The sequence below is a fragment of the uncultured Pseudomonas sp. genome (assembly GCF_913777995.1).
GTDB lineage: Bacteria > Pseudomonadota > Gammaproteobacteria > Pseudomonadales > Pseudomonadaceae > Aquipseudomonas.
This window is the reverse complement of record NZ_CAJYVE010000033.1, coordinates 35419-51513: the sequence shown is the minus strand read 5'-3', so window position 1 is coordinate 51513 and position 16095 is coordinate 35419. Positions and strand designations below refer to the sequence as shown.

The following is a 16095-nucleotide window of genomic DNA, read 5'->3' as shown; positions in this document are numbered from 1 at the left end:
CCGCCGGAATCCGAAGATTCGCACCACTTCTTTCGCCTCACCTTAACTCGTTGATTCTCAAGGAGTTTTCGGTGCATTCCGCGTTGGAAGTGGTGCGCATTATAAGGACATCTGAAAGGCCGTCAACACTTATTTCAGATTTATTCGCGATTCAGCGTAATACGGGCAAAAGCCTTCTTGCCGGCCTGGCAAACGTGCGTCACACCCAGCTTGAATACGAAGCCGCGATCGACCACCTCACCATCTACGCGAACACTGCCCGCCGCCAACAGGTCACGAGCACCCGCCGCGTTCTTCACCAGGCCTGCCTTATTAAGGACGGCCGAGATCGGCAGATCTTCAGCGGAAGCGATAGCCACTTCCGGCAGGTCTTCCGGTAGCTCACCATCTTTCATGCGATTGCCCGCAGAGCGATGAGCATTGGCCGCTGCTTCTTCGCCATGGAAACGCGCGACGATCTCTTCGGCCAGCTGGATCTTGATGTCGCGCGGATTGGCACCCGCCTCTACATCGGCACGCAGCGCATTGATCTCGTCCATGGAGCGGAAGCTCAGCAGCTCGAAGTAACGCCACATCAGAGAATCAGGGATCGAGACCAGCTTGTTATAGATGACGCCTGGTGCCTCCTGGATACCCACGTAGTTGCCCAGGGACTTGGACATCTTCTTCACGCCATCCAGACCTTCGAGCAACGGCATGGTCAGAATGCATTGAGCTTCCTGGCCATAGGCACGCTGCAGCTCACGCCCCATCAGCAGGTTGAACTTCTGATCGGTACCACCCAGCTCGACATCGGCACGCAGTGCAACAGAGTCATAGCCCTGCACCAACGGATAGAGGAATTCGTGAATGGCGATCGGCTGGCTGCCGGTGTAGCGCTTGTGGAAGTCGTCACGCTCGAGCATGCGCGCCACGGTGTAGTTCGATGCCAGGCGAATGAAGTCGGCAGGACCCAGCTTGTCCATCCAGGTGGAGTTGAAGGCCACCTCGGTCTTTTCCGGGTCGAGAATCTTGAACACCTGAGCCTTGTAGGTCTCGGCATACGCCAGCACCTGCTCGCGGGTCAGGGGCGGACGAGTCGCGCTCTTGCCACTCGGGTCACCGATCATGCCGGTGAAGTCGCCGATCAGGAAGATCACCTGATGCCCCAGGTCCTGGAACTGGCGCAGCTTATTAATAAGGACAGTGTGCCCCAGGTGCAGATCGGGCGCAGTCGGGTCGAAACCAGCCTTGATTCGCAGTGGCTGACCACGCTTTAGCTTCTCGACCAGCTCCGCCTCGACAAGAAGCTCATCCGCGCCGCGCTTGATCAGCGCCAACTGCTCTTCAACCGACTTCATATCACCCCCGATTCAAAAGGACACCAACCTTACAAGATCAGCGCCCAAATACAAGTTTTTGCCCGGCACACGCCCGCGACACCTGACCGGTGCTCGGTCAGGGTTGCTTCATAGCGATTTTGATTATATTTTATACAGTTATTTCATCTTCATCATGTCATTCATCTTTTCCATTTCACCTTTTTCAAAGTCAAATTACTCATGAACGACACTCCGCCTAAGGCGCCCCCGCTGTACCCAAAGAGCCATCTATTGGCCGCCAGCGGGATCGCGGCCCTGCTGAGCCTGGCACTGCTGGTATTTCCCTCCAGCGAAGTCGAAGCGAAACGCACCAATCTCAGCCTTGACCTGGAAATGCCGGTCGATCAACAGGCTCAGAATCAAGACGCAACTAAAGGCAGCGAAGCCACATCCCAGGACAGCGCCTCTCCTTTCGCGCAGATCGACCAACCCGAAGACGCTACCGAAGACACCGCCGCTACCGAAGGCGAGCAGTCTCAGGCAGCCGTTGCAGCAGTCCCCGCCGAGAAGAAAGACCCCAACCATCGTGAAGTGCTGGTCGCACGGGGTGATACCTTGTCGACCCTGTTCGAAAAGGTCGGTCTGCCCGCCTCCTCGGTTCACGAAGTACTGGCCAGCGACAAACAGGCCAAGCAATTCAGCAAGCTGCAGGACGGCCAGATCCTGCAGTTCGAGCTTTCCCAGGACGGCCAGCTGAAGAAGCTGCACACCAAGCTCAACGAGCTGGAATCCATCAGCCTGTCGAAAAGCGCGAGCGGCTACACCTTCGATCGCGAAGTCAGCAAGCCCGACACCCGCAATACCTACGCTCACGGCGTGATCAACAGCTCGCTGTCGCTGTCGGCGCAACGCGCTGGCCTCTCGCATTCGATGACCATGGCCATGGCCGAGATCTTCGGCTATGACGTCGACTTCGCCCAGGATCTGCGCAAGGGCGACGAGTTCGACGTGGTCTACGAACAGAAATTCGTCAACGGCAAGACCATCGGCACCGGCAACATCCTCGCGGCCCGCTTCACCAACCGCGGCAAGACCTACACAGCCGTGCGCTACGTGAACAAGCAGGGTGTTGCCAACTACTACACCGCCGAAGGCAACAGCATGCGCAAGGCGTTCATCCGCACACCGGTGGATTTCGCGCGCATCAGCTCGGTCTTCTCCCTGGGCCGCAAGCACCCGATCCTGAACAAGATCCGTGCCCACAAAGGTGTCGACTATGCCGCACCGCGCGGCACGCCGATCAAGGCCACCGGTGACGGCAAGGTTCTGCTGGCCGGGCGTCGTGGCGGCTACGGCAACACCGTGATCATCCAGCACGGCGACACCTACCGCACTCTCTACGGCCACATGCAGGGCTTCGCCAAAGGCATCCAGACAGGCTCGAGCGTCAAGCAGGGTCAGGTCATCGGCTATATTGGCACCACCGGCCTGTCGACCGGCCCGCACCTGCACTACGAGTTCCAGGTCAACGGCGTTCACGTCGACCCGCTGGGCCAGAAACTGCCAATGGCCGACCCGATCGCCAAGGCGGAAAAGCAGCGGTTCATGCAGGTCAGCCAACCGCTGATGGCGCGCATGGATCAGGAAAAGGCCACCAAGCTGGCCATGAACAAAAGGTAAGCCATGGCCCACTTCTACATTGGTGTAATGTCCGGTACCAGCCTCGACGGGATGGATATCGCCCTGCTGGAACAGGATGACCGGCCCAGGCTGCTGGCCACGCATTACATTCCCATGCCGGCAGATCTGCGTGCCGAGCTGCTCGATCTGTGCGCCACGGGCAGCGACGAACTGGCCCGTGCCGCCCTTGCTGAACAGAAGTGGGTACGCCTGGTCGCCCAGGGCGTATTGGCCCTGCTGCAAGAGCAGAACATGGTCGCCGGCCAGATCCGCGCCATCGGCAGCCATGGCCAGACCATCCGCCATGAACCCGCCCGCGGTTTCACCATCCAGATCGGCAACCCGGCACTGCTGGCCGAGCTGACCGAGATCACCGTGGTCACCGACTTCCGCCGCCGCGACATCGCCGCCGGTGGTCAGGGCGCACCGCTGGTACCGGCCTTCCATGAAGCCCTGTTCGATGACAATCGTGATCGCCGCGCCGTGCTGAATGTCGGGGGCTTCACCAACCTGACGCTGATCGAATCGGATCGGCCGGTGTCCGGCTTCGACTGCGGTCCTGGCAACGTGCTGCTGGATGCCTGGATACAGGCGCAGCGCAATCTGCCCTTCGATCGTAATGGCGACTGGTCAGCCAGCGGCCAGGTCAACGACTTGCTGCTCAACAGACTGCTCGCCGACCCGTTCTTCCAGACCCAGGGGCCGAAAAGCACCGGACGCGAAGTCTTCAACCTCGCCTGGCTGAACCGCCACCTGCAACAGTTCCCTGGCCTGGCAGCAGAAGATGTCCAGGCTACCCTGCTGGAACTGACCGCGCAGAGCATCACCCAGTCGCTGCAGAGCGCCCAGACCGGGACCATCGAACTGCTGGTCTGCGGTGGCGGCGCCCACAACCAGGCGTTGATGAATCGGCTGGCCGCCCTGCTGCCGAATACCCGGGTCAGCAGCACGGCAAGTTTCGGTGTCGACCCCGATTGGGTCGAAGCCATGGCCTTTGCCTGGTTGGCACATTGCTGCCTGGAAAGCGTACCGGCCAACCGCCCAACGGTGACCGGCGCACGTGGCCTGCGTGTGCTCGGCGCAATCTACCCGGCCTGAAGCCAACGCTCGCAAACGAAAAAGCCGCGCAGATGCGCGGCTTTTTGCTAATCGGCGTGACGAATCAGATCGAGAACGACGAACCACACCCGCAGGTGGTGGTGGCGTTCGGATTCTTGATCACGAAACGCGAACCTTCCAGACCTTCCTGATAATCCACCTCGGCACCCGCCAGGTACTGGAAGCTCATCGGGTCGACCACCAGGCTCACGCCCTCGCGCTCGACGATGGTGTCATCTTCGGCCACGTCTTCATCGAAAGTGAAGCCGTACTGGAAGCCCGAGCAGCCACCGCCCGTTACGAAAACCCGCAGCTTCAGGCGATCGTTGCCCTCTTCCTCGACCAGGGTTTTCACCTTGTGCGCGGCACCGGGGGTGAATTCCAGGGCCACTGGAGTGAAGGATTCCACACTCATGTCAGATATCTCCCGGCGTTAAGCCGTCGTGATGCGTAATGACGGGCATTATCCGCTTGTCCGAGAAAACAGGTCAACTATTGCGACGAGATCGGCCGGGCAAGACGTGCTCGGCCGTACAGCATCAAGGCATCATGCCAGCGTGGGACAGCCCCATGCGCTCATCCAGGCCGAACATGATGTTGAGGTTCTGCACCGCCTGGCCCGAAGCCCCCTTGACCAGGTTGTCGATCACCGACAGCACCACGACCAGGTCGCCGCCCTGCGGACGGTGTACCGCGATGCGGCAGACGTTGGCACCACGCACGCTGCGGGTTTCCGGATGGCTGCCGGCCGGCATGACATCGACGAACGGCTCGTCGGCATAACGCTTCTCGAACAGCGCCTGCAGGTCGACGGTCTTGTCCGCCACGGTCGCATAAAGGGTGGCGTGGATGCCGCGGATCATCGGTGTCAGGTGCGGTACGAAGGTCAGGCCGATGTCACCACCGGCGGCGCGACGCAGGCCCTGGCTGATCTCCGGCAGGTGACGGTGGCCCTTGACCCCATAAGCCTTGAAGCTTTCGTTGGCCTCGGAATACAGCGAGCCGACGCTCAGACCGCGCCCGGCACCGCTGACCCCGGACTTGCAGTCGGCGATCAGGCGGCTGTTGTCGGCCAGGCCGGCCTCCAGCAGCGGCAGGAAACCCAGCTGCGTGGCGGTGGGGTAGCATCCTGGCACGGCGATCAGGCGTGCGCCCTTGATCTGCTCACGGTTGACCTCGGGCAGACCATAGACGGCATCCTTGAGCAGGTCCGGCGCACCATGCGGCTGGCCGTACCACTTGGACCACTCCACCGGGTCCTGCAGACGGAAGTCCGCCGACAGGTCGATGACCCGGGTGCCGGCCGCCAACAGTTCGCCGGCCAGGGCATGGGCGACACCATGCGGGGTGGCGAAGAACACCACGTCACAGGCCCCCAGGGTCTTCACGTCCGGTACGCTGAAGGCCAGGCCATCGTAGTGGCCACGCAGGTTCGGGTACATGTCGGCCACTGCCATGCCGGCTTCGGATCGCGAGGTGATGACCTCCACCTGTGCCTGTGGATGCTGTGCCAACAGACGCAGCAGCTCGACTCCGGTGTAACCCGTGCCGCCGACGATACCGACCTTGACCATGACCTGCCCTCAACAAAACGACTGGAAAGCCGGTGATGATAGGGGCCTGACGCCTGCGCGACAACCGACAGCGTGACGTACGGGCCATCGCCGCCCTACTATTCGGCCACCGTGAACCTGGAGGACCCTCCTGATGCTCTACCTATGGATCAAAGCGCTGCACATCGTCGCCATCGTCTGCTGGTTCGCTGGCCTGTTCTACCTGCCTCGTCTGTTCGTCTACCACGCCATGAGCGAAGACACCCCCAGCCGCGAACGCTTTTGCGTCATGGAGCGCAAGCTTTACCGTGGCATCATGGGCCCGTCGATGATCGCCACTCTGCTGCTCGGCGCCTGGCTGGTCTGGCTGAACCCCGGCTGGCTCAGCCAGGGCTGGCTGCACGCCAAGCTGACCCTGGTGGTCCTGCTGGTCGGCTACCACCATATGTGCGGCGCGCAGATCAAACGCTTCGCGCGTGGCGAGCCAGGCCGCAGCCACGTGTTCTATCGCTGGTTCAATGAAATTCCCGTACTCATCCTGCTGGCCGTGGTGATTCTCGTGGTGGTCAAACCCTTCTGATTACCTGGCCCTCGCGGCTGGTGATGAACCGCCAGCCCGCCGGGCTGCCCAAGCATCGACACCCTCTCTTTCGGACAAGGAAGCCTTGCATGACCGAAACCCACTTCAGAATCGTTTTCGAAGGCCAGCTGTTCGGCGACGTGGCGCCCGAGACGGCCAGGGCCAACCTTGCACAACTGTTCAAGAGCGAGCTGGCGGCCGTCGAGCCCCTGTTCAATGGCCAGCCTCACGTGCTCAAGCGCGGCCTGGATCAACCCCAGGCCCAACGCTACCTCCAGGCCTTGCAGGAGGCCGGCGTGCAGGCGCACATCGAGCCGGAAGTGAGCCTGAACCTGGACAAGGTCGAGCCTCTTGCGCCTACGCCGCCTGCGCACCCCGCACCGCCCGCCGAGCCCTTTTCGCCCTACGCCCCGCCCAAGGCCGAGGTGGAGGTAGAAAGCCCGCAAGGCTATGGACAACTGAAGGTCTTCAGCCTGAGCGGCCGCATCGGCCGCCTGCGCTACCTGGCCTGGTCACTGGCGCTGATCAGCATCTTGTTGGGCGCGATGATCGTGGGCAGCGTATTCATGCCGCTTTCAGAAGGCCTTGCCAGCATGGGCATGATCGCCATTTCCCTGGTGGTGGTCGCCGCAACGCTGCCCATCGGCGTACAGCGGCTGCATGACATGGGCTGGTCGGGCTGGCTGTTACTGCTCAATCTGGTGCCGTTCGTCGGCAGCCTGTTCCCCTTGGTGATGATGTTCATGCCGGGCACCCGCGGCCCTAACCGCTACGGCCCGCCGCCGCCCCCCAACAGCCGGGCCGTGAAGATCCTCGCTGGTGTCTGGCTGGTCCTGGTGGTGATCATGACCCTGCTGGTCATCATCGGCGGCCTGGTGTCGGAGTAAACCAGGCCAAAGGCGTGACTCGCTGCGCGCTTTGGCAGTCGATATGCCGCAACGATGCAATTGCCACACGATGGAGACCCGCATGACCCGTTACGCCCTGATTACCGGCGCCTCCAGTGGCATAGGCCTGGCCATGGCCGAAGCCCTGGCACGCCGCGGGCACAACCTGATCCTGGTGGCCCGTCAGCGCGACCTGCTGGAGAGCATCGCCCTGGAGCTGACCCAGCGCTTCGGGGTCGAAGTGCTGTTGCGGGCCTGCGACCTGGGCGAGCCGCTACGCCTGTCGGGCTTCCTGCTGGAGCTGGAAGACAGCCCGCACCAGATCGACCTGCTGGTCAACAGCGCCGGTATCGGCACCTGCGGTCCGTTCCTGGGTCAGGAATGGGCTGCCGAACAAGACCTCATCGACCTCAACATCCTCGCCCTGTCGCGCCTGTGCCACACGGTGGGCAACCTGATGGCCCTGCATGGCGGCGGGCAGATTCTCAACATCGCCTCCATGGCTGCCTTCCAGCCCGGCCCGTGGATGAGCACTTATGCCGCCAGCAAGGCCTACGTGCTGCACTTCTCCGAGGCGCTGCGCGAAGAAGGCCGCAAGAACGGCGTGAAAGTCTCGGTGCTCTGCCCGCCCCCGACCCGTACGGCGTTCTGGCGCACGGCCCAGGTACGCGCCGATGAAGCAGCGCTGATGAGCCCGGAAGAACTGGCGCTGTATACCGTCAGGGCGCTCGAGCGCGATCAGGCGGTCATCGTACCGGGCTGGGGCAACCGCCTGCGGACACTGACGCCACGGCTGGGTTCTCGCTGGCTGGTACGGCGCATCAGCGGCCTGCTCAACCGCAAGCGCTGCCTGAATTACTGACGAAGCGCCACTTGCTCAGTACACTGCGGACAGACCCATCCACCCTAAAAGGAGCCCATGGCAGTGGATACCATCTTCACCAAGATCATCAACCGGGAAATCCCGGCAAACATCATCTACGAGGACGATCAGGTCCTGGCCTTCCACGACATCGCCCCGCAAGCGCCGGTGCATTTCCTGGTCATTCCGAAAAAGCCCATCCGCACCCTCAACGACCTGACCGAAGAAGACAAGGGTCTGGCTGGCCACATCCTGTTCACCGCCCAGCGTCTGGCCCGCGAACTGGGCTGCGAAGAAGGCTTCCGGGTGGTGATGAACTGCAATGAACTGGGTGGCCAGACCGTGTATCACATCCACATGCATGTGCTCGGTCAGCGCCAGATGAACTGGCCACCGGGCTGAGTCCCGACCAGCGGTCGCAGCCTGCCGCGAATCGGCAATATCGTGGCAGGATGATCCGCCTCAAGCCTCAGGCCAGGGATTGCAGTAGACTGGGGCCAATGGATATCACCGGAGGTGCCCATGGCAACCGAACGTCATTACTCCGTCCTGGACAAGCTTTTGTTGCAGGCCGATAGCGCGATGCGCACTTTGCTGCCTTCGAGCGGCCAGTCTCCCCGCCCCTCGCCGGCCATTCCACTGCCCGAACACAAGATGAGCGAGGACGAGACCCGGCATATTGCCGGCCTCATGCGCATCAACCACACCGGCGAAGTCTGCGCCCAGGCGTTGTACCAGGGCCAGGCCCTGACCGCCAAGCTGCCACAGGTGCGCAAGGCCATGGAGCATGCCGCCGAGGAAGAAATCGACCACCTGGTATGGTGCGAACAGCGCATTCACCAGTTGGGCAGCCACACCAGCGTGCTCAACCCGCTGTTCTACAGCCTGTCGTTCGGCATCGGTGCCGCCGCCGGGCTGATCAGCGACCGCATGAGCCTGGGCTTCGTGGCAGCCACCGAAGATCAGGTCTGCAAGCACCTCGACGAGCACCTGACCCAACTGCCGGCCGAAGACGCCAAGTCCCGCGCCATCCTCGAACAGATGCGCACCGATGAAGCCCAGCATGCCGAAACCGCACTGGATGCCGGCGGCTTCCGCTTCCCGGCACCGGTCAAGTTCGGCATGAGCATACTGGCCAAGGTCATGACCAAGAGCACCTATCGGATCTGACCGCACACATGAAAAAGGTGCCCGCAAGGCGCCTTTTTCATTTAGGACAGGGCAGTCAGCCCAGCTCGACGATCTCGTAGTCGTGGGTGATCTTCACCCCGGCGTTGCCGAGCATGATCGAGGCCGAGCAGTACTTCTCTGCCGACAGCTCGATGGCACGTTTGACCTGCGCCTCCTTGAGGCCGCGGCCCTTGACCACGAAATGCAGGTGAATGCGGGTAAACACCTTCGGGTCTTCGCTGGCGCGTTCGGCGTCGAGGAAGGCCTCGCAGCTTTCCACCGGCTGGCGGGCTTTCTTGAGAATGCTCACCACATCGAAGTTGCTGCAGCCGCCCAGACCGATGAGCACCATTTCCATCGGCCGCACACCCAGGTTACGACCACCGCTCTCCGGCGGGCCATCCATGACCACCACGTGACCACTGCCAGACTCGCCGAGGAACATGGCTTCGCCAGCCCATTGGATGCGTGCTTTCATCGCCAGACTCCACTGCTGAAAAAAAGGCCGCCAGATTAGGGGGTGTTGCGCATCCAGCGCAAGGTGCGCGTACAGGGCGGCACGCCAGATGGATAAGCCATGACTTGCGCAGTACTTGTGTAGGAAACTTCGCAAACAATGCCAAAGTTAAAGCAAAGTGCTGGGGATAAAAGCGCTTTGGCCGATACGCATAACAAGCAATCAGGCGCAGAACTACCTCGGGACATACGCATGGCAGCCCTACCCGTCACTTCGAAGATAAAGAGCATCGATAAACTGTTGGTTCACGCGCAACGCCGTCGCTGCGCCGCCAGAAGCAATATCATCTGTGCTGGCGAGCCGGCGGATTCGCTGTTTCTGATCCTCAAGGGCTCGGTAACGATCCAGATCGACGACAGCGAAGGCCGCGAAATGATCGTCGCCTACCTCAACAGCGGCGACTTCTTTGGCGAACTGGGCCTGTTCCAGCCACCCGGCCTGGCCACCGTGCGCAGCGCCTGGGTACGCGCCAAGACCGAATGCGAAGTCGCGGAAATCAGCTACGCCAAATTCCGTGAACTGGTGCTGCAGGAGCCGGAAATCCTCTATGCCCTGGGCGGACAGATGGCCGAACGACTGCGCAACACCACTCGCAAGGTCGGCGACCTGGCGTTTCTCGACGTCACCGGCCGGGTAGCCCGCACGCTGTTGGACCTGTGCAAGCAGCCCGATGCCATGACCCACCCCGACGGCATGCAGATCAAGATCACCCGCCAGGAAATCGGCCGCATCGTCGGCTGTTCACGGGAAATGGTCGGTCGCGTACTCAAGTCGCTGGAAGAACAAAGCCTGGTCCACGTGCGTGGCAAGACCATGGTGGTCTACGGCACCCGCTGAGCAGCGCTCTACAACGCCGCCAGCAGGTGTCGATAGCGCTCGGCCAGGCCGTCGAGCAGCGCATCCCCGGCGAAGACCTCATGCAAGGCAATGTGGCTGGCCGACCTTACACGTGCCGGCAGCCCGCACCCCAGGTAGAAGCGATTCACCGCGGCCACCATCTCGTCACGCTGGTTGTCCAGCAGCAAGGCGCCATGCACCAGCACCACCGGGCGCGCCCCGCCTCGGGCCTGGCGCCAGCGCTGGGCGGTACCGACCAGCTTGCGACCGTCGAGGTTGACGTTGTAGCGCCCGTCACAGAATGCGCCGTCCACCTCGCCCAACGATGCTCGCTCACCGAGTACATCGAGCAGTGGCTGGCACAGGCGCAGGTAGGCGGTCTCGATCCGCTCGCGGTCCAGGTCGTCAGAGGGCTGGGCGTAGACCAGGGCAATGTTCACCGTCGCCGACGACTGCGGCACCGGCTCACCACCGGTTTCACGCAGCAGCACCGGCCAGCCGCTGTCGGCCAGTGGCTCGCAGGCGGCCTCGAAACCCGGCAGGCGACTCATGCGCCGCGGCATCACCAAGGCCTGGTCGAGGGGCCGCCAGAACAGCAGCCCGTGTTCGGCCTCGCCGGCACACACCGATGCCAGCAGGTCCTGCTCGAACTGCAGGCCCTGCTCCACGGTTGTGTCGAGCACCTGAGCGCTCATGCCCGGCTCAGTCGATGGCCGGGCCGACAGCGCTCACTGCCGGAGCACGCTCGGGGAAGAACAAGCGCTGCAGCTCGATACCCGGCTGCGCTGCCCGCATGAAGGCCTCGCCGACCAGGAACGAATACACGTCGTTGATTTCCATCAGCTCGACGTCGGCACGGTTGAGAATGCCGCTCTCGGTAATCACCAGGCGGTCACGCGGAATGCGCGGCAGCAGGTCGAGGGTGGTTTCCAGGCTGACGTCGAAGGTGTGCAGGTTGCGGTTGTTGACCCCCACCAGCGGCGTGTCGAGGGTCTTCAGGGCACGCTCCAGCTCATCGCCGTCATGCACCTCGACCAGCACGTCCAGGCCCACGCCCTTGGCGGTGGCGGCCAGTTCGGCCATGCGCGCGTCATCCAGCGCAGCGACGATCAGCAGAATGCAGTCGGCACCCAGCGCCCGCGCTTCGACCACCTGGTAGGGATCGATCATGAAGTCCTTGCGGATCACCGGCAGTTGGCAGGCGGCGCGCGCCTGCTGCAGGTAGGCATCGGCGCCCTGGAAGAAGTCGATGTCGGTCAGCACCGACAGGCAAGTCGCCCCGCCCTGCTCGTAGCTGCGGGCAATGTCTGCGGGATGGAAGTCTTCGCGGATCACGCCCTTGCTGGGCGAAGCCTTCTTGATCTCGGCAATCACCGCCGGCTGCTTGCGCTTGACCTGCTCGATCAGTGCATTGGCGAAGCCGCGCGGCGCGTCGGCCTGCGCGGCCTGGCGTTCGAGGTCGGCCAGGCTCACCTGGGCACGCCGGGCGGCGACCTCCTCGGCCTTGCGGGCGAGGATTTTTTCCAGAACCGTTGGCACGCTCATCCTTCGTTCTCCTGCTTGAATACGGCGGTAAAGGCGCCCAGCTCTTCGAGTTTCTCGCGGGCCAGACCAGTATGCAGCGCATCATGGGCCAGCTCCACGCCTTCCTTGAGGCTGGTGGCATGGTCGGCGGCATACAACGCGGCACCGGCGTTGAGCACGATCATCTCGGCGGCCTTCTGCCCGCTTTCGGTCTTGCGCCGGCCCAATGCATCACGAATCAGCGCCAGCGATGCCTCCGGGCTGTCGACCACCAGGCCGTACAGGCTCTGGCTTTTCATGCCCAGGTCTTCAGGCTGTACCCAATACTCGCTGATCTCGCCCTTGTTCAGCTCGGCCACATAGGTCGGCGCAGCGAGGCTGAATTCGTCGAGGCCGTCCTGGGAATGCACCACCAGCACATGCTGGCTGCCCAGACGTTGCAAGACTTCGGCCAGCGGTCGGCACAGCGCCTGGTTGAACACGCCGACCACCTGATGACGCACGCCAGCCGGGTTGGTCAGCGGGCCAAGCATGTTGAACAAGGTACGCAGCCCCATATCGCGGCGTGGGCCGGCGGCGTGCTTCATCGCCCCATGATGGGCCTGGGCGAACATGAAGCCGATGCCCACGCTGTCGATGCAGCGCGCCACCTGCACAGGGGTCAGGTTCAGGTACACGCCGGCGGCTTCCAGCAGGTCGGCGCTGCCGCTCTTGCCGGACACCGCACGGTTACCGTGCTTGGCCACGGTGCAGCCAGCGGCGGAAATCACCAGCGCCGCTGCCGTCGACACGTTGAAGATGTTCGCGCCATCGCCACCGGTGCCGACGATGTCCACCACCCGCTCCAGCGACTGCAGCTCGACCTTGCCGGCCAGCTCGCGCATCACCGAGACCGCGCCGACGATCTCGTCGATGCTCTCGCTCTTCATGCGCATGCCCATCATGAAGGCGCCGATCTGCGCGTCGGTGCATTGGCCAGTCATGATGTCACGCATCACCTGGCTCATTTCCTCGGTGCTCAGGTCCAGGTGATTGACCACTCGGTCCAGGGCGAGCTTGATATTCATTGGGGTGCTCATGGGAAATCCTTATGCCTGACGCGTGCCGCCGGTCTGTTTGAGGAAATTGGCGAACAGTTCGTGGCCTTGTTCGGTCAGGATCGACTCGGGGTGGAACTGCACCCCCTCGATATTCAGGGTCTTGTGGCGCAGGCCCATGATTTCGTCGACCGCGCCATCTTCATGGGCGGTCCAGGCGGTCACTTCCAGGCACTCGGGCAAGGTGTCGAGCTTGACCACCAGCGAGTGGTAACGGGTCACCACCAGCGGCTGGTTGAGGCCGGCGAACACGCCCTTGCCCTCATGTACCACCGGGCTGGTCTTACCATGCATCACCTGGCGGGCACGCACCACATCGCCGCCAAAAGCCTGGCCAATCGACTGGTGCCCCAGGCACACGCCGAGGATCGGCAGCTTGCCGCCGAAATGACGGATTACCTCCAGCGAGACGCCGGCTTCATTGGGGGTGCAGGGGCCTGGAGAAACGACGATGCGCTCGGGATTAAGGGCCTCGATCTCGGCAATGCTCAGCTCGTCGTTGCGGATCACCTTCACGTCGGCGCCCAGTTCGCCCAGGTACTGCACGACGTTATAGGTAAAGGAGTCATAGTTATCGATCATCAGCAACATGGGCACACCTCTTGAAATCGCTGACTGTTGAAACGGCCTCACGCCGGGATGTCGCTCACAGGCTTGCACGACCGGTCCGTTCGGGTAACCGAGTCGAAGTGGCAGACATTCACGGGGGGCATAGCATTACGAGTCCGGCCAGGCCGGAAGAAGAAGCAGTCAGGCGCGCCAACGCCAACGGGCGTGGGCCTTGATAACGCGCATCAAGAGTTTGCTGACAGTCGTCACGGAAGGAGTCTCATCTAAACGTTTCGGGACATTAGCGTACCGAGTCACACGGCGCAATGATTGTACGCAAGAAAACCGCCGGGATATCCCATCAGAAACGCCTGGATAAAGCACACCAGCCTGCCAGCGGCCTTTGCACGACCGCCTGGCGGGTGGCGGGCGCGTCACTGGCGAGCTGGCAGGAGCTTGCTAGGGTCAGTGAAAACAAAAACAAGGGATGTTCGCGATGCACCACTCACTCTTGCCGTTTCGCGCCTGGCGCAAGCCTCTGCTGGCCGGTCTGCTCACCCTGGCCTGCCTGCCGGCTACGGGCCATGCCGCGCCCTACTCCACGATGATCGTGTTTGGCGACAGCCTGGTGGATGCCGGGCAGTTTCCCGATGTCGACGGCCCGCCCGGTGCCACCCTGCGTTTCACTAATCGCGTCGGCCCGACCTACGGCGCGACCGAACCCATCGGGTTCAGCTCCTCCACGCTGCTGGGGCGCATGCTGGAGGTGCCAGCCGGCGACCTGGCCGCCTCGACCTCTCCGGTGAATGCCGCACTCGGCCTACCCGACGGGCAGAACTGGGCAGTGGGTGGCGACCGTACCGACCAGATCTACGACGCCATCACGTCCGAGTCGCAGGTAGCGGACCCCGATTCCGGCACCGTACTGCGCACCCGCCCCGGCTACCTGCCCAGCAATGGCCTGCGCGCCGACCCGAACGCCCTCTATTACCTGACCGGTGGCGGCAATGACTTCCTGCAACTGCGCGTGCTCAGCGCCGGCGATGCCCGCGACGCCGGCGGCCGCCTGGCCGACAGCGTGCAGGTGCTGCAGCAGGCCGGCGCGCGCTACATCATGGTCTGGCTGCTGCCGGACATCGGCCAGACGCCGGCTTTCGAAGACACGCCCCTGCAGTCGACCCTCTCGTCACTCAGCGAAGCCTTCAACGAGCGGCTGGTCGAACGCCTGGAAGGCATCGACGCCCAAGTGATGCCGCTGAACATTCCACTGCTGATCAGCGAGGTCGTCGCCGACCCGGCACGCTTCGGCTTCGCCGCCGACACCAATCTGGTCGGCACCTGCTTCAGCGGCGACAGCTGCCGCGAGAACCCCGTGTACGGCATCAGCAGCGCCACGGCCGATCCGAACCGGCTGTTCTTCAACGACCGCGTGCACCCCACCACCGCCGCCCAGCAACTGCTCGCCGACTACGCTTTCTCGGTGCTGGCCGCGCCCTGGGAACTGACGCTACTGCCGGAGATGGGCCACAACGCCCTGCGCACCCAGCAGGACGAACTGCGCACCCAGTGGCTGGCCGACTACGCAGCCTGGCAACCCGTAGGGCAATGGCGCAGCATCCTCTCGGCCAACGGCCAGCACCTGGATCTGGATGCTGAGGACGGCAGTGCCCAGGCCGATGCCCGGGGCTATAGCCTGACCCTGGGCGGCAGCTATCGCTTCGCCGAGCACTGGCGCACCGGGCTGGTGGGCGGAGCCTATCGCCAGCGCCTGGAGGCCGGTGCGCAGGATTCGCGCTATCGCCTCAACGGCTACATCGCCAGCGCCTTCCTGCAGTACCAGGCCAATCACTTGTGGGGCGACCTGGCCGCCTCGGGCGGTTACCTGGATTACGACCAGGCCAAGCGCACCTTCGCCCTCGGTGCCGGCGAGCGCCAGGAAAAAGGCGACACCCGTGGCGAACTGTGGGCCGTCAGCGCCCGGCTTGGCTACGACCTGGCCGGCAGCCAGCGCACCTGGCACCTGTCGCCTTTCGTGAGTGCCGACTATGCGCGGGTGGACGTGGACGGTTATCGGGAGAACGGTGCAGACTCGACAGCCCTGAGCTTCGCCGACCAGCAGCGCACCTCGAAACGCGCCGGAGTCGGCGTGCAGGGCAAATGGCAGTTCACTGCGGCCACGCAGCTATGGGGGGAATTTGCCCATGAGCGCGAATTCGAGACCGATGCGCAGCAGGTGCGCATGGCCTTCAACAGTTTGCCGTCGGTCGACTTCGAACTGCCCGGCTACACCCCGGCGCGCAGCCTGAACCGCGCGACCCTGGGCGTCGCCCACAAACTGACCGAAGACCTCAGCCTGCGCGCCGGCTACAACTGGCGCAAGAACGACGCCCTGACCCAACAGGGCGTCAGCCTGGGCCTGACGTTGGACTTCTGACTGACG

At 63.1% G+C, this 16095-nt stretch carries 17 protein-coding genes; 9 read left to right on the top strand and 8 right to left on the bottom strand.

Annotated elements, in window-relative coordinates:
- Positions 1–140: 140 nt before the first annotated feature.
- The gene (gene tyrS / locus QZ497_RS14405; RefSeq protein WP_295476240.1) at positions 141–1340 is read right to left on the bottom strand and encodes a tyrosine--tRNA ligase; all 1200 of its coding nucleotides are present in this window, start codon (positions 1338–1340) and stop codon (positions 141–143) included.
- A 201-nt stretch (positions 1341–1541) separates the two neighbouring features.
- Here tyrS and QZ497_RS14400 point away from each other — a divergent pair, with 201 nt between their 5' ends.
- A complete protein-coding gene (locus QZ497_RS14400) occupies positions 1542–2981 on the top strand; it encodes a peptidoglycan DD-metalloendopeptidase family protein (RefSeq protein WP_295476238.1) in 1440 nt (479 codons plus the stop codon).
- 3 nt (positions 2982–2984) lie between these two features.
- A complete protein-coding gene (locus QZ497_RS14395; protein WP_295476236.1) occupies positions 2985–4079 on the top strand; it encodes an anhydro-N-acetylmuramic acid kinase in 1095 nt (364 codons plus the stop codon).
- Positions 4080–4143: 64 nt separating this feature from the next.
- Here the strand turns inward: QZ497_RS14395 and erpA are convergent, their stop codons facing one another.
- Entirely contained in the window at positions 4144–4494 is a 351-nt protein-coding gene (erpA, locus tag QZ497_RS14390) for an iron-sulfur cluster insertion protein ErpA (RefSeq protein ID WP_295476235.1), read from the bottom strand.
- 124 nt (positions 4495–4618) lie between these two features.
- Positions 4619–5653, bottom strand: a complete 1035-nt coding sequence (gene argC / locus QZ497_RS14385; RefSeq protein ID WP_295476233.1) for an N-acetyl-gamma-glutamyl-phosphate reductase — start codon at positions 5651–5653, stop codon at positions 4619–4621.
- Positions 5654–5786: 133 nt separating this feature from the next.
- On the opposite strand from argC, the gene hemJ reads away from it, so the two are divergent.
- From hemJ to coq7, 5 genes are all read left to right on the top strand, one after another.
- Positions 5787–6212 carry a protoporphyrinogen oxidase HemJ gene (gene hemJ, locus QZ497_RS14380; RefSeq protein WP_295476231.1) on the top strand — a complete coding sequence of 142 codons (426 nt, stop codon included), beginning with the start codon at positions 5787–5789 and terminating at the stop codon, positions 6210–6212.
- An 89-nt stretch (positions 6213–6301) separates the two neighbouring features.
- Positions 6302–7099, top strand: coding sequence for a DUF805 domain-containing protein (locus QZ497_RS14375; protein WP_295476229.1), 798 nt, complete (start codon positions 6302–6304; stop codon positions 7097–7099).
- 82 nt (positions 7100–7181) lie between these two features.
- Positions 7182–7961, top strand: coding sequence for an SDR family oxidoreductase (locus tag QZ497_RS14370; protein ID WP_295476227.1), 780 nt, complete (start codon positions 7182–7184; stop codon positions 7959–7961).
- Positions 7962–8024: 63 nt separating this feature from the next.
- Positions 8025–8363 carry a histidine triad nucleotide-binding protein gene (locus tag QZ497_RS14365; RefSeq protein ID WP_295476244.1) on the top strand — a complete coding sequence of 113 codons (339 nt, stop codon included), beginning with the start codon at positions 8025–8027 and terminating at the stop codon, positions 8361–8363.
- 120 nt (positions 8364–8483) lie between these two features.
- Positions 8484–9131 (top strand): 2-polyprenyl-3-methyl-6-methoxy-1,4-benzoquinone monooxygenase, encoded by a 648-nt coding sequence (gene coq7, locus QZ497_RS14360; RefSeq protein ID WP_295476225.1) that lies wholly within the window; start codon positions 8484–8486, stop codon positions 9129–9131.
- 55 nt (positions 9132–9186) lie between these two features.
- Here coq7 and QZ497_RS14355 read toward each other — a convergent pair whose 3' ends face one another.
- The gene (locus tag QZ497_RS14355) at positions 9187–9609 is read right to left on the bottom strand and encodes an OsmC family protein (RefSeq protein WP_295476223.1); all 423 of its coding nucleotides are present in this window, start codon (positions 9607–9609) and stop codon (positions 9187–9189) included.
- 231 nt (positions 9610–9840) lie between these two features.
- Between QZ497_RS14355 and crp the strand changes: the two genes are divergently transcribed.
- On the top strand, positions 9841–10485 hold the full coding sequence (gene crp, locus QZ497_RS14350) for a cAMP-activated global transcriptional regulator CRP (protein WP_295476221.1): 645 nt from the start codon (positions 9841–9843) through the stop codon (positions 10483–10485).
- 8 nt (positions 10486–10493) lie between these two features.
- On the opposite strand, the gene QZ497_RS14345 is transcribed toward crp, so the two are convergent.
- The 4 genes from QZ497_RS14345 to QZ497_RS14330 are packed head-to-tail and all read right to left on the bottom strand — an operon-like array spanning position 10494 to position 13697.
- A complete protein-coding gene (locus QZ497_RS14345) occupies positions 10494–11180 on the bottom strand; it encodes a lipoate--protein ligase family protein (protein ID WP_295476219.1) in 687 nt (228 codons plus the stop codon).
- Positions 11181–11187: 7 nt separating this feature from the next.
- Entirely contained in the window at positions 11188–12030 is an 843-nt protein-coding gene (gene trpC, locus QZ497_RS14340; RefSeq protein ID WP_295476218.1) for an indole-3-glycerol phosphate synthase TrpC, read from the bottom strand.
- Complete coding sequence (gene trpD, locus QZ497_RS14335; protein WP_295476242.1) at positions 12027–13076, bottom strand: anthranilate phosphoribosyltransferase; 1050 nt, start codon at positions 13074–13076, stop codon at positions 12027–12029. The genes trpC and trpD overlap by 4 nt, the downstream gene beginning before the upstream one ends.
- Before the next feature lie 21 nt (positions 13077–13097).
- On the bottom strand, positions 13098–13697 hold the full coding sequence (locus tag QZ497_RS14330; protein WP_295476216.1) for an aminodeoxychorismate/anthranilate synthase component II: 600 nt from the start codon (positions 13695–13697) through the stop codon (positions 13098–13100).
- Between the two features lie 454 nt (positions 13698–14151).
- On the opposite strand from QZ497_RS14330, the gene estP reads away from it, so the two are divergent.
- Positions 14152–16089, top strand: coding sequence for an esterase EstP (estP, locus tag QZ497_RS14325; RefSeq protein ID WP_295476214.1), 1938 nt, complete (start codon positions 14152–14154; stop codon positions 16087–16089).
- The last annotated feature ends 6 nt before the right edge of the window (positions 16090–16095 follow it).